The sequence below is a fragment of the Lentzea alba genome (assembly GCF_047445655.1).
GTDB classification, from domain to species: domain Bacteria; phylum Actinomycetota; class Actinomycetes; order Mycobacteriales; family Pseudonocardiaceae; genus Lentzea; species Lentzea alba_A.
Map to the genome: position 1 here is coordinate 47,524 of NZ_JAJAEG010000024.1, position 13,638 is coordinate 61,161.

Genomic DNA, 13,638 nt, shown 5'->3' on the forward strand with positions numbered 1-13,638 from the left:
GACCATCGTCCGCACCTCGCTTTCGTACCGCGGTTCAGCGGCAACGAAGCGGAAGACCTCATAGCCGCTCAGAGCCAGGTGATGCACGGTGGTCGAGCCGTGTCCTGCCAGATCAGCCGGTCATCGCACGTGGATGTCGGCTGCCCCAAAGGTGTTCACCTCCCTGCGCGGTGCCGTGAGGTGGCACGATCAACGAACGCAGATGTGCGCGAGAAGTCCGATGTAGATGGAATAGATCCGATGCTCAGGTGCTGACGTGGAGCTATAGGAAACGCGCACGCTCGCGGAATGGGAGCGTGTAACGCGGGTTGAAAGTCCCGCGATCCACCGGGCGCACGAACGCAGTATCTGTCGGGGACAGCAAAGGGAACCAGACCGCCGCCATCCCCATCAGGAGCACAGTCGTGTCCATCCGCATACGCGCGTTGCTCGCCGCCTTCGTCCTCGTGGTCGCCGGTGCGCCCCTCCTGGCCTCAGCCACAGTCGCCGCACCCGACTGCCAGCAGGTCCTCGTAGTGTTCGCTCGCGGCTCCGATGAGAAACTGAAAGACAAGACAGCCACCGAGTTCGGCAAGCTGCTCGACACCAACCTGGGCACCCGCGTCAGACACAGCTTCATCGAGCTTGGCGATCTCGGCATCGACGGCGCCGTCGATGCCGGTGGCTATCCGGCGAAGGACTTCTGGCATTGGTTCGGCGTCGATTTCAGCTTCGATCCGGACGCCGATCTCGTTCTCGATGGCTACAACAACAGCCGTGCCACCGGCCGCAAGGAACTGGTGAAGTTCCTCGACGAGCGCGCCGCGCTGTGCCGGGCGCAGGGCGAGGTTGTTGTGCTCGGTGGGTATTCACAGGGCGCGGATGTCGTCGGCGCCGCACTGCCACTGCTCTCTGCGAACGCCCAAGCGTCCATCGGCTATGTCGCACTGTTCGGCGATCCGAAGTTCAACAGCGGGATCCTCGGACCGGCCGCGTGGGCGCACGGCGACTACAACTGGCCGAACCTCGGCGGCACGCTTGGCAGCCGCATGCCGTACATGCCGGAGGCGTTGAAGGACAAGGTAGCGGCGTGGTGCAACAAAGGGGACATGATCTGCAGCCTCAACCCGTTGGACATCCGTCTCAACATCGACGCCCACATGGAATATCCCGGGAAGTGGATGCCGGAGGCGGCGAACTTGATCTCGCTCAAGCTCCGCTCGATCCGCCCTGATCTCGCGGGCGACCTTGTCACCACCGTCATCCCGATCGCGCTCCGCCCGACCGAAAAAGTGGACGTCGCGTTCGTCGTGGACACCACCGGCAGCATGGGCGACGACATCGCCAACGCCCAGGCGTCGATCAACCAGGTGACGTCAGCGTTGTTCGGACTCGCTCGTTCGCCCCAGGTAGCGCTGGTGGACTACAAGGATCTCGGCGACCCCTATCAGGCAAGGGTGGTCACGCCGTTCACGGCCGACCGCGCCGCGTTCGCGACCGCGGTCAGCACCCTCGGCGCTTCTGGCGGCGGCAACTTCCCGGAATCCGTCTACTCGGGACTGATGACGGCTTTCGGCCTTGGCTGGCGCGACGGGGCGTTAAAGCTAGCCATCACGATTGGCGACGCACCCGCGCACAATCCTGAACCTGGCACCGGCTACACCTCCACGCAGGTGCTCGCTCGGGCATTCGAACTCGACCCGGTAGTGATCAACCCGATCGTGGTCGGCGGCGATCCAGCGGCCGTCGCCAGCTTCACCGAGCTCGCAGAAGGCAGCAAGGGCAAGGTGTTCACCGCCGCAGGTGCCGACGAGGTGGTCCAGGCGATCAAAGATGCGGCGACTGCGTTCTCGCTCAAACCCGTCGCCGCGGCGGGCGGCCCCTACACGGCAGGCATTGGCGAAACCATCCACTTCACCGCCGCCGGGTCCTTCGACCCCGAAGGCGCGATCGTCGAGTACGCCTGGGATTTCGACGGCGACGGCACAGTGGACGAACGAGGACCGTCCCCCACGGCCGCTCACAGCTACAGCGCCGGCTACGACGGCCTCGCCTCCGTCACCGTGAAGGCCACTGACGGCGACGTCGCCATCGGCACAGCGCAGGTTCAGGTTGCCGCCGACAAGCACGTCCCCAGGCCGCCCGGCGTTCCGGCGTCGGCGAAAGCCGCATCGTCAGGAGACAGCGCAGTCACGTTGACGTGGACGCCTCCGGCGGACGCGGGTGACGCACCGATCGGGGGCTATCGGATCTACCGCGACGACGAATTCATGCTGGGTATGACCACCGCAGACGACCGCAGCGCTACCGTCCGCGGCGTTCCCACCGATCGAGAGGTCAAGTTCAAGGTCGAAGCCGTCAGCCGATACGGCTCAAGCGATCCCGCAACCAGCAACGGCATTCGGGCTGGCGCCGCCTCGACAACTCCCCCGAGCTCCACCACGTCCGTGACGACCACCACTACGCCATCATCCAACACACCAGCCCCGGCTCCACCGTTGAGCAAGCCAGGTGGCTTCCTTTCATACACCGGCGCGAACGTCGTAGTCCTCGTGGCCGCCGCACTGGTACTCCTCGCTCTCGGCGTCGGCGCGGTCGTGATCAGTCGCCGACGGAAGGCCTGACAACGACGCAGGGCCGGTAACGCCGCTGGCCCTGCGCTTCCCAGGACTCCAGTCAGGACGCCAGCAGGCCCAGGTATAGCACTTCGCGGGCATTCCCCTGCCAGCGAGCGCGCCGCTGACCCGGCCACGTGCAGGGCCCCTGCACGGACCACAGGCTGCCGGACACTTCGGCAGGAGCGACGCTGACTTCTCGATCACCTACATCCGCGCCACGATCAAGGAGGTCGCCTCCGCGGCATTGCGCCGCGGCGGGCCCGGCGGGCCGGCGAGCCCATGAACGGCTCACTCGCGACAGGGCCCGATCGTCCCCAATGCTCGTCACTAGATCTGGCCAGGTGGACCAACAGCCCGCGACGCCGATCTCCGCATCTGATCCAGCCAAACGATGATGTAGCTTCTCGCCGCCGAAGCAGAACAGTCCTGCGGTCCGTCGTGACGCAGCGCCGCCACGCCTGCACTCCGCACGGGCCCTCTCGCGAGCGGCTCCCTCAAATGCCCTCGAGGCGCGTCATGAGCAACAACCCCACCACCATCCGAGCCGCCCGGTTCCTCATCGCCCAACTCGGACTCACCCCCGACGACCTCCTCTGGGAACCCACCGACGTCCCTACCTTCGCCGAGTACGTCCCCCGTGTCGCTGACGCCGCGGGCCCAGGCGCCCGACGCACCTACGGCACCTACTGGACCCACATCATCACAACCTTCGGTGACCGCCCACTCGACCACGTCGACGCCACCGACATCGAAACCTTCATGCGCCAGATCGTCGACCTCCGCATGATCCGACGAACAGACCGCGGCGGCCACAGCACCGGCGAACACCTTCTCGCAGCGATGCGCACCATCTACGTACACGCCATCCGCGACCAAATCCTCCCGCCGCACCACAACCCGGCAGCCGCGATACCGAAACCACGCAGACGGCCATCGTTGCGCCGGGCACTGACCAACCAAGAACTGGCCGACATCAACAACGTTGTCGCCACGACCGGCGACGACACTCCACTCGACACACTCATCCTGCGCCTACACACCGAAACCGCCTGCCGACGCGGCGGAGCACTCGCACTCCACGAGAACGACATCGAGCCCCGCTGGTGCCTGCTTTGCCTGCGGGAGAAGAACAACACAATCCGCTGGCAACCAGCCAGCCCCACCCTCATTCAAGCGCTGCTGCGGCATCGCGAGCAACGCGGCACCCGTCGGCCATCACCCGAACCGTTGCTCCGCTACCGCGACGGAACGCCGATCACCAGCCGACGGTACGACGGCCTCTGGCGCCGCGTCGGAAACCAACTCCCCTGGGCAGCCGCCCAAGGCATCTCCACACACTGGCTCCGACACACCACCCTCACCTGGGTCGAACGCCATTTCGGCCACGCAGTCGCCCACGCCTACGCCGGCCACACCGACCACCACAACGACACCACCGGCATCTACACCCGCGCCCAACTACCCGAGATCGCCGCCGCACTCTCCGCCCTCGTCGGAGAACCACATCCCCTGGCACCCCAGCAGCCAATCAGCAACCCAGCCCTTCACAACGCCGCGAGGTGAGCGACGTGACCGAAGCCGCCGTCCCGCTGTTCCTACCGCCGCCGCCCCTGGCAGCGCGACCGGCTGTGCCCTCTGATCCACTCCCACTGCAGCGGATCCCCGCAAACAGCCCACACTCGCCACTAACGATGACCATCGCGAAGATCGACCACTCCGGCCGCATTCCCGCTGCCGATGTCATCGCCGCTCTGAACTGGGCCGTCCATGACCGCACCTACCTCTCAGTGAGCGCCGATGCCATCATCGTGCGGAGAACAACCGCCAAACGACCAACGAAAGCGATCGACTCACGACGACAACTGTTCATCCCCGCAGGTGCTCGAGCCCAATTCGGCATCCGCGCCGGAGATCGTCTATTGCTTGTCGCAATACCGGACTCGGCAATTCTCCTCGTGCATCCGATCGCGATGGTCACAGCGATGCTAACAAACCATTACCGCCGGAAGCGTTAACTGTGAAGCGCCACCTCATTGCACCCAGCCCTCCCCTGCCCCTTCTCGGCGTAACCCCTGCCTGAAGTGGCAATGCAGCCCGACCCCAGCCCGACAGAGTCAGAAGTGCCGCCGTGCCACAAGCACTGCCACTGCCCTGGACCTGATACTGTCTCCGACATGGTGAACCTTCCCCAGTCGGGGAGACTCACCCCGCTCGCAGGAGTCCAGCAGCAACACCAGAGAACGGTGAACTGTCACCGTTTCGGGGGATTCTCCCCACGGTGGGGGCGAAAGTCCCCCCTCGGACACTGGCTTTATCCCTACCAACAGGGCGGATGCTCGCATCGAGCGTCCGCTCTTTGGCGTTGTAGACGATTTCTACGTTCAACTTCTCGTACAGTCTTTGCAGTTCTTCCGGCTCTCCGAGCCTGGTCACTTTCTTCACGTCGCCGAGCGAATCAATCGCGGCGTAGAGGTCGGCGGCGACTCGCGCAGCAGGCTTCTGTGTCCCGCTCGGCTCAGCTTGAGCGGCCGCGCGCTTCTCCTGTGCTTCGTTGATGGCCTCGACCAAAGCGACCGGATCGACACCGTGTACCGCTCGAAAAGTCATCGCTGCAGCTCACACGGCATACCTGTACTCGTTGATCACCCCACTGAGAATCCGCGTGCGAAGTGGTGGGCAGCCAGGGCTATCAAGATCATGCGCCGCTGCGGGGTGTTCTTGGATGTCTGGCGGTCGCTGGGCACGGGCCTGGTGAGGCCGGTGCTCGTTGTAGTGCGCTTGGTAGGCCGCGAGGACATGACGTGCGTGAGCTTCTCCCATGATGAGGACATGGTCGAGAACCTCGCGGCGGATGCTGCCGATGATCCGTTCGCAGTGCGCGTTCATCCGGGGAACTCGCGGTGCAGTCGCAATCACGCGAAGTTCCTCTGCCTCGAAGACGGCGTCGAACGCGTCGCCGTATTTGCCGTCGCGGTCACGCAGCAGAAAGCGCAGAGATTCCATGCGCGTTCCGAGTTGGCCAGCCAGGTTCCCCGCCTGTTGCACCGTCCAGCCCCGCGTCGGATGCGCGGTGACACCGGTGATGTGCAGGCGCCTGGTGCCGTGTTCGAGGAACGCCAGCGCGTACAGACGTGTGCCGAGCACGGTGTCGATGTGGAAGAAGTCCGCCGCGATGATGCCCTCGGCCTGCGCGGTCAAAAACTCCCGCCAGGTCGGGCCGCATCGCCGCGGCGCCGGATCGATGCCCGCGCGGCGCAAGATCTCCCAGACCGTCGAGGCACCCAGGCGATGACCAAGCCGAACCAGCTCACCATGAATCCGCCGATGTCCCCGCCGCGGATTCTCTCTGGCAAGCCGGAGTACGAGCGCCCTGATCACCGCCTGGGTGGAGGGACGACCCGTTCGCCGACGTGATGTGTAGTCCCACTTCGAAGCGATGAACCTGCGGTGCCAGCAGAGCAACGTGCCAGGAGTAACTGGAAAGACCTCCTGCCAGCGCGAACGATGCACCAGTCTCGACAGCGCGGCGAACCAGAACCGGTCCGCGGGCTCGTAACGAACCGGACCGGTCAACTGCCGACGAAGCACGACGTTCTCGTGCCACAGCACGAGAAGCTCCGCATCCTTGGCTGACTCACTGGGAAACAGCACCGCCGGAACGGACAGCAACTTGCAGACCACCCTGTACAACAGCGAAACGATCACCCAGGCATGCTCGCAGCCGGGAAGACCTCGCTACTCAGAGCAGCGATGACTTTCCGGGCGGCACAGGTGACCAGATAGAGCTTCAGGCCCCAGTAGAAGCGGGAGTGGGAGGCGCAGCACGGTGCCAGAGACACCAACTGGTGCTCCCGCAACCACACCGGTGACCGCCGCGTCACCACGGCCGGCTCCGCGCGATCAGCCCAATCCAATCTCGAGGTGCAGCAGTCGCAGCGCCCACGATCATGCCCTCGGGACGACAGAACCTGATCACCGCAGTTCAGCGTATGAGTGCGGAGTTTTGGCACCCCCACAGGGTGGATCGCGCCCGCCCGCTCGCCACCAGCACCTCATCGGCGCGCTGGTAGGAGTCGGCCCCAGCCGCACGGCGTGGTCGGCGGCCTGCATGTGCGGGGCGTCGGCGTCGGGTGTCGAACACCGGCGGACCTTTCGTCAGGGCGACCCGAGGTAGATGGGAGTGGGGCCGGCGAGGGCGTTCATCGCGGCGAGCGAGCGGGTGGCGCGTTCGACGACGATCTCCAGCGAGGCCCCGATGTGCTCGTGCAGCAGGCGGTGCGCGGTCTCCAGATGGCCCTCGGCCACCCGTTCGGCGATCTCGATGTGCTCGTCGATCGAGGTTTCGATGCGGCCGGTGATCATGAAGTCGTACATGCGGACGCGCCGGATGCGGCGGGTCACGTCCGCCAGCACCGCGACGAGCTCGGCGTTGCCGGACGAGGCGAGCAGCGCGGTGTGGAAGCGTTCGTCCTCGAGCACGAACTCCGGTGACGGCTCAGGCGGGGCGGCCCTCAGCGCGTACCAGTGCTCCAGTTCGGTGCCCAGCGCGTCGACGTCGTGCCGCACCTGCGGGTTCTCGATGCTGCGGCTGATCCCGCGCAGCTCGACCGCGATGCGCACCTCGTAGATGTCGCGGACGCGGGCCATGCTCGGCACGACGACCGAGTAACCCCACTCCTCACGGGCGAGCAGGCCGTCGCCCACGAGCCGGGTCAGGGCGTCGCGAACCGGCGTGCGCGACACCCCGAACCGCTTGGACAGGCGTGGTTCGGTCAGCCGTTCGGTGGGACCGATCCGCCCGCCCAGCACCTCGTCGCGCAGTTCCAGGTAGACGCGCTCACGGAGCGAGGTCGGGGCATGGGCGTTGATCTCGTTCATGGACACTGTGTAGCTGCTCTCAGATAGCCATCGCAGCGCGAACGTCGGTGAGCGCTGTCTCTCCACCGGAACCAGACGAGGTGACCTGGCCGGACGCGAGCACGTAGTACGAGTGCGCGGCCGACAACGCGAAGCCCACATGCTGTTCCACCAGCAGCACGGACAGGTCTCCGCGCCTGGTCAGGCCGAGGATGATCTCCTCGATCTCGGCGACCACCGACGGCTGGATGCCCTCGGTGGGTTCGTCGAGGATCAGCACCCGCGGCTGGGCGACCAGTGCGCGGGCGATCGCGAGCTGCTGGCGCTGCCCGCCGGAGAGCAGGCCCGCGCGGCGGCCGAGCAGCCCCCGCAGCGCCGGGAAGAGGTCGAGGGCCTCGTCGATCAACGCCCCGCCGCGCGGGCGCCCGTCGGCGACCACGCGCAGGTTCTCCATCGTGGTCATCTGCCCGAACGACTGCTGTCCCTGCGGCACGTACCCCAGACCGCGCGCGACCCGTTTGTGCGGCGCGAGCGCGGTGACGTCCTCTCCGTCGAGGAGCACCCGCCCGGACCGTGCGGGCAGGGTGCCGACCGCCGCCCGCAACAGCGTGGTCTTGCCCGCGCCGTTGTGGCCCATGATCGCTGTGACACCACCGGCCGGTACCTCGACGGTGACGCCGTGCACCACGGAGGTCCGCCCGTAGGCGACCTCCACGTCGACGAGCTGCAGCATCTACGCCCCCTCCCCCAGCACGGCCTCGGCCACGGCCTTCGAGTGCTCGCCAGGACCGAGGTAGACCTCCTGCACCCGCGGATCGGCCTGCACCTGCGCGACCGACCCCTCCGCGAGCACCTTCCCGGCGTGCAGCACGGTCACGGACGTGGCGAAGGCCCGCATGAAGTCCATGTCGTGCTCGACCACGACGACGGTCAGATCGGCGGCGATGCGTTGCAGCAGCCGCCCCGTCTCGTCCTTCTCCTCAGCGCTCATACCGGCCACCGGCTCGTCGAGCATGATCAGCCGGGCGTCCTGCACCAACACCATGCCGATCTCCAGCCACTGCTTCTGACCGTGCGACAACGTGCCGGCGAGGGCGTCCGCGAGGTCGGTGAGTCCGATAGTTTCCATCGCCTTGACGACTACCTCGGGCAGACTCGTACGGCGCCGGGCCAGCGTGAGCGGGCCACGACGCGCACCGGCCGCGATGTCGAGGTTCTGCGCCACCGTGAGCTCCTCGAACACGGTGGCGGTCTGGAACGTGCGGCCCACGCCGAGCCGGGCGATGCGGTGCACCTTGCGGCCGACGAGGTTCTCGCCCGCCCACCGCGCCGCGCCGGTGGCGGGCACCAGTCCGGACACCGCGTCGATCAGCGTGGTCTTGCCCGCACCGTTGGGACCGATGAGGAAGCGCAGGTCGCCCGGCAGCACCGACATGTTCACGCGGTCCACCGCCACGAACCCGTCGAAGCTCACGGTCAGGTTGGTCAGTTCCAGGTAGTCGGCGTTCATCGCGAGCTCCCCGAGAGCGACGGGACAGGAGCCGAATCGGCGGTGTGGGAGGGCCGCAGCCGTTCCCGCCATCCGCGCACGATCGGCCGCAGCGACGCGAGCCCGCCTGGCAGGAACGCCACGACCAGCATGAACAGCAGGCCCTGCGCGTAGGTCCAGCCCGACGGGAAGCGTTCCGACAGCGACGTCTCGGCCCAGGCCACGGCGATCGCGCCGAGCACCGGTCCGAGCAACGTCGTGCGGCCGCCGATCGCGACACCGATGAGCAGCCCGATCGACGGGACGATGCCGACGTCGTTGGGCGACACGATGCCCACGATCGGCACGAACAACGCCCCGGCCACCCCCGCCATCACCGCGGCGACGGCGTAGGCGAACGTCTTGATCGCCGCCGGGTCGTACCCGAGGAACCGCACCCGTTCCTCCGCGTCACGGCACGCCACGAGCAGCTCGCCGTAGCGGCTCACCATCAGCTGGCGCGCCACCGCGACCATCGCGAGCAGGGCGACCACGGCGATGACGTAGAGGGTCATCCGGTTCGCCGGGTCGCGCAGCGAGAACCCGAAGAACCCCTTGAAGTTGTTGAGACCCGTCGATCCACCGGTGCTGCGCGGGTTGCCGATCAGCAGGATCGCGAACGCCGCCGCGAGCGCCTGCGACAGGATCGCGAAGTACGCGCCGCGCACCCTGCGCCGGAACGTCGCGAGTCCCAAGAGGACCGCTACCGCCGTCGGCACCACCACGATCGCGATGAGCGTGACCACGCCGGACCGGAACGGCTCCCACCAGACGGGCACTCCGTCCGAGGAGATCAGCGCCATGAAGTCGGGCACGCCGGTGCTCGGCGGGGCGTCGGCCAGTTTCAGGTGCATCGCCATGATGTAGGCGCCGAGCCCGAAGAACACGCCCTGCCCGAGCACGAGCATCCCGCCACGCCCCCACGCCAGGCCGATGCCGACCGCGACCATGGCGTAGCAGAGGTACTTGCCCAGCAACCCGAGCCGGAACGACGAGAGCAGCGCCGGTGCCACGACGAGCAGCAGGACCGCCGCGACGGCGAACCCGGCCGCCACCGCCCACCTGTTGGTGAGGAACGACTTGAGGTTCATACGAGACTCCGGGTCCGCACGACGAAGATGCCCTGGGGGCGTGCCTGGAGGAACGCCACGATGAGCGCCAGCACCACGACCTTGGCGATCGACGCGGTGGTGGAGTACTCGATCCACGACTGCGCGACGCCGAGCACGAACGCCGCGATCACCGCGCCCTTGATCTGGCCGACCCCGCCGACCACGACCACGAGGAAGGCGTCGACGATGTAGTTGGTGCCGAGGTTCGACGAGATCGAGCCCATCAACGTGAGCGCCACCCCGGCGACTCCCGCCAGCCCCGAACCGACGAAGAACGTGATGCGGTCGGTGCGCCGGGTGGAGATGCCCGAGCTCTCCGCGAGCGACCGGTTCTGCACCGTGGCGCGGATCCGGCGGCCCAGCGGTGTGAACGCGAGCAACGCCGAGAGCACGACCACGGCCACGATCGCGAGCACCAGGATGAACAACCGGGTCTTCGGGAACGCGACCCCGAAGACCTCCACCGGACCGGACAGCCACCCCGGAGCAGCGACGTCGACGCCGGCGGTGCCGAACACGTCGCGAGCGAGTTGTTGCAGCACCAGGGAAACACCGAAGGTGACCAGCAGAGTGTCAAGTGGACGGTGGTACATCCGCCGCAGCAGCAACGCCTCCAGGGCGAGACCGAGCAGGCCGCCCACCACGAAGGCCGCGGGCAGCGACACCAGCAACGACAGCCCGGCGTCGCCGAGCAGGTTCTGCACGACGAACGCGGTGTAGGCGCCGGCCATGATGAACTCGCCGTGCGCCATGTTGATGACGCCCATCTGCCCGAACGTCAGAGCGAGGCCCAGCGCGGCCAGCAGGAGGATCGACCCTCCCGACAGGCCGTTGAACAGCTGGCTCAGCAGGATTTCCACGACATGCCTCCGTGAGATCGGACCGGCAGGTCACCGGCCGGGTGGTCCCCGGCCGGTGTCGGAGTGTGGATGCTCAGCCGGACAGACCGGTGGCCCAGGGGTAGGACTTGAGGTAGGGGTCAGGCTCGATCGGCTTGCCCGAGGTCCAGTCGGTGTGGATCAGGCCGTCCTGGCCGATCTTGCCGATAAGCGCGGTCTTGGCGATGTGGTGGTTCTCCCCGTTGACCGTCACCTTCCCTTCGGGAGCGTCGAAGGTGACCCCGCCAGCGGCCTTCTGGATGTCCGCCACCGCGAAGGACTTCGCCTTCTCGACCATGCCCTTCCACAGGTACAACGAGGTGTAGGCGGCCTCCATCGGGTCGGAGGTGACCTTCGTCGGCCCGTAGGCGGCCTTGAAGTCGGCGACGAACTTCTTGTTCTGCGCGCTGTCGATGGTCTGGTAGTAGTTCCACGCCACCGGCTGGCCGACGATGTTGCCGACGCCGATGCCGCCGACCTCCTCCTCGGCGATCGACACCGACAGCACCGGCATCGCGTCCGCCGTCAGGCCCGCGTTCTTGTACTCCTTGAAGAACGCCACGTTCGAGTCGCCGTTGAGGGTGTTGAACACCGCGTCTGCATCGGCCGCCTTGACCTTCGAGACGATGGTGGAGAAGTCGGTGTGCCCGAGCGGCGCGTACTCCTCGCCTTTGACCTCGATGCCGTTCGCCTTCGCGTACGCCTTGATGATCTTGTTGGCGGTCTGCGGGAAGACGTAGTCGCTGCCCACCAGGAAGAGGCTCTTCGCGCCCTTCTCCTTGAGGTAGTCGAGCGCCGGCACGATCTGCTGGTTGGTGGTGGCGCCGGTGTAGAAGATGTTCTTCGACGACTCCAGGCCCTCGTACTGCACCGGGTAGAACAGCAGGGCGTTGTTGGACTCGAAGACCGGCAGCATCGCCTTGCGCGACGACGAGGTCCAGCCGCCGAACACCGCGGCCACGCAGTCACCGCGGATCAGCTTCTCGGCCTTCTCCGCGAACGTCGTCGGCTCGGACGCACCGTCCTCGGCGACGATCGCGAGCTGCTTTCCCGCGACACCGCCGGCGGCGTTGATCTGGTCAGCCGCGAGCTTCAGCGAGTTGTAGACGGTGTTCTCGCTGATCGCCATCGTGCCCGAGCGCGAGTTGAGGAAACCGATCTTGACCGACGACCCCGAGGTGTCGACGCAGCCGGCACCCGCCGCACCGGTCGACGGGTCGTCGGACACACGAGCGCCGCAGCCGACGAGCAGTCCCATCGCCGACACCGTTGCCACGGCGACCAGCCGCCGGGCTAGTGAGATGTTCATCCGCATGCGCCTTTCACGAAGGCCGAGGCAGCGCGGAGCTCGTCGAAAGCCGCCTCTGAGCTGCTGGATACAGGCCTGTATCCAGGGAGGCAACGCTAGGTACGCGATGTTGCGGTGGTGGCGGCGCGCGGTTACGACGTCGTAGCCGAACGGTCCGGCCAGGCCCGGATCGCGAGATCCGGCGGAAACATCAGGTCGTGAGCACCGTGCGCGGCGAGTTGTTCGGCCAAGCCGCCGATCCCGATCGGGTTGCGGTCGACGTGCAGGGTGAGCTGGTGCCGGACCCGGCAGGGAACGAGGAACAACGCGCGCAACAATGCCTGGCCGGACGAGCGCAGCCACAGCCCGGTCGTCAGGTACTCGGTCCGACCCGTCGCCAAGTCGGTGCGACCGCACTCCGGCCACCAGACCCCACCCTCGAAGAAATCGCCACAGCACTCGGCACACGCTTGTACGCCTTGGTGTTCCTCGAACACGGAACCAGACGCCTGCACACCACCGGCGTGACTACCCATCCGACCCAGGACTGGACGGTGCAGCAAGCCAGGAACCTCGCCGCCGACCTCGGGACGCGCATGGAGTCCCTGCGCTCCCTGCTACACGACCGCGACGGCAAATACGGCAAGACGTTCGACACCGTCTTCGAAGCCGAGGAACTGCGGGTGATCAAAAGTGCGCCGCAAGCGCCCCGGATGAACGCCCACTGCGAACGGGTCATCGGCACCCTGCGACGCGAACTGCTCGACCACGGCCTGATCACCGGCGAAGCCCACGCACGGCACGTCCTCAAGACCTACCAAGAGCACTACAACCGACACAGACCCCACCAAGCCCGCGACCAGCTACCACCCGCGGACCAACACCACCCCGCCGCAGTACTCGACCCCGAAACCCACAGAGTGCTCCGCACGCGCATCCTCGGCGGACTCATCAACGAGTACAGAAAGGCGCCTGACCAGCAGCGATGACTTTTCGAGCGGCACAGACTCGCCGGAGTACCAGCCGTTCAAGGACCTGCGCCGCAAGTACTCCACCGTGCAGGTCGTCGTCGGCGAGACCACCTGATCCGGGACCACGCCGGTCACGCGGCGAGCGTGCTCAGCAGAACCAACGCGTCGGCGGAGCGCGAGCCCGGTTCGGCGGGCTGCGCGACCAGTCGCTGACCCGGCGCGCTGCTGATCGGGAAGATCTCCGTGCGCAGGTCCAGCTCGCCGATGTCGGGGTGGAAGAAGCAGGTTCCCGGGCGGACCGGGCCGCGTGGCGACGGTGCGGCCCACAGCCCGCGGAACCGGGGACTGGCGATGGCGAGTTCGCCGACCAGCTCCCGCAGCCCGCGTTCGTTGGCGGCGTGGCCGTG

13 protein-coding genes and 1 pseudogene are annotated in these 13,638 nt (G+C 66.9%); 4 read left to right on the plus strand and 10 right to left on the minus strand.

Annotated elements, in window-relative coordinates:
- Positions 1-404: 404 nt before the first annotated feature.
- The 3 genes from LFM09_RS33835 to LFM09_RS33845 all read left to right on the plus strand — a co-directional run bounded on the left by LFM09_RS33835 (position 405) and on the right by LFM09_RS33845 (position 4,612).
- A complete protein-coding gene (locus LFM09_RS33835) occupies positions 405-2,603 on the plus strand; it encodes a cutinase family protein (protein WP_414100658.1) in 2,199 nt (732 codons plus the stop codon).
- 432 nt (positions 2,604-3,035) lie between these two features.
- Positions 3,036-4,160, plus strand: coding sequence for a tyrosine-type recombinase/integrase (locus tag LFM09_RS33840; RefSeq protein WP_414100659.1), 1,125 nt, complete (start codon positions 3,036-3,038; stop codon positions 4,158-4,160).
- A gap of 128 nt (positions 4,161-4,288) precedes the next feature.
- Positions 4,289-4,612: an AbrB/MazE/SpoVT family DNA-binding domain-containing protein gene (locus tag LFM09_RS33845; protein ID WP_414100660.1), complete on the plus strand. Its 324-nt coding sequence runs from the start codon at positions 4,289-4,291 to the stop codon at positions 4,610-4,612.
- Positions 4,613-4,799: 187 nt separating this feature from the next.
- On the opposite strand, the gene LFM09_RS33850 is transcribed toward LFM09_RS33845, so the two are convergent.
- The 9 genes from LFM09_RS33850 to LFM09_RS33890 all read right to left on the minus strand — a co-directional run bounded on the left by LFM09_RS33850 (position 4,800) and on the right by LFM09_RS33890 (position 12,661).
- Positions 4,800-5,204: a hypothetical protein gene (locus LFM09_RS33850; protein WP_414100661.1), complete on the minus strand. Its 405-nt coding sequence runs from the start codon at positions 5,202-5,204 to the stop codon at positions 4,800-4,802.
- Between the two features lie 9 nt (positions 5,205-5,213).
- Entirely contained in the window at positions 5,214-6,302 is a 1,089-nt protein-coding gene (locus LFM09_RS33855; RefSeq protein ID WP_414100662.1) for an integrase core domain-containing protein, read from the minus strand.
- 450 nt (positions 6,303-6,752) lie between these two features.
- The gene (locus LFM09_RS33860; RefSeq protein WP_112268248.1) at positions 6,753-7,475 is read right to left on the minus strand and encodes a GntR family transcriptional regulator; all 723 of its coding nucleotides are present in this window, start codon (positions 7,473-7,475) and stop codon (positions 6,753-6,755) included.
- A gap of 19 nt (positions 7,476-7,494) precedes the next feature.
- Entirely contained in the window at positions 7,495-8,187 is a 693-nt protein-coding gene (gene urtE / locus LFM09_RS33865; protein WP_112267871.1) for an urea ABC transporter ATP-binding subunit UrtE, read from the minus strand.
- Positions 8,188-8,964 carry an urea ABC transporter ATP-binding protein UrtD gene (gene urtD, locus LFM09_RS33870; RefSeq protein WP_414100663.1) on the minus strand — a complete coding sequence of 259 codons (777 nt, stop codon included), beginning with the start codon at positions 8,962-8,964 and terminating at the stop codon, positions 8,188-8,190.
- The gene (gene urtC / locus LFM09_RS33875) at positions 8,961-10,073 is read right to left on the minus strand and encodes an urea ABC transporter permease subunit UrtC (protein WP_112267866.1); all 1,113 of its coding nucleotides are present in this window, start codon (positions 10,071-10,073) and stop codon (positions 8,961-8,963) included. Before urtC ends, urtD begins: the two co-directional genes overlap by 4 nt.
- A complete protein-coding gene (urtB, locus tag LFM09_RS33880) occupies positions 10,070-10,954 on the minus strand; it encodes an urea ABC transporter permease subunit UrtB (protein WP_382379873.1) in 885 nt (294 codons plus the stop codon). Before urtB ends, urtC begins: the two co-directional genes overlap by 4 nt.
- A 73-nt stretch (positions 10,955-11,027) precedes the next feature.
- The gene (urtA, locus tag LFM09_RS33885; RefSeq protein ID WP_198680902.1) at positions 11,028-12,281 is read right to left on the minus strand and encodes an urea ABC transporter substrate-binding protein; all 1,254 of its coding nucleotides are present in this window, start codon (positions 12,279-12,281) and stop codon (positions 11,028-11,030) included.
- Positions 12,282-12,412: 131 nt separating this feature from the next.
- Positions 12,413-12,661, minus strand: a complete 249-nt coding sequence (locus LFM09_RS33890) for a hypothetical protein (protein ID WP_414100664.1) — start codon at positions 12,659-12,661, stop codon at positions 12,413-12,415.
- Between the two features lie 81 nt (positions 12,662-12,742).
- On the opposite strand from LFM09_RS33890, the gene LFM09_RS33895 reads away from it, so the two are divergent.
- A complete protein-coding gene (locus LFM09_RS33895; protein ID WP_414100754.1) occupies positions 12,743-13,249 on the plus strand; it encodes an integrase core domain-containing protein in 507 nt (168 codons plus the stop codon).
- Between the two features lie 113 nt (positions 13,250-13,362).
- Here LFM09_RS33895 and LFM09_RS33900 read toward each other — a convergent pair.
- Positions 13,363-13,638, minus strand: a pseudogene (locus tag LFM09_RS33900) (transcriptional regulator); the annotation flags it as partial.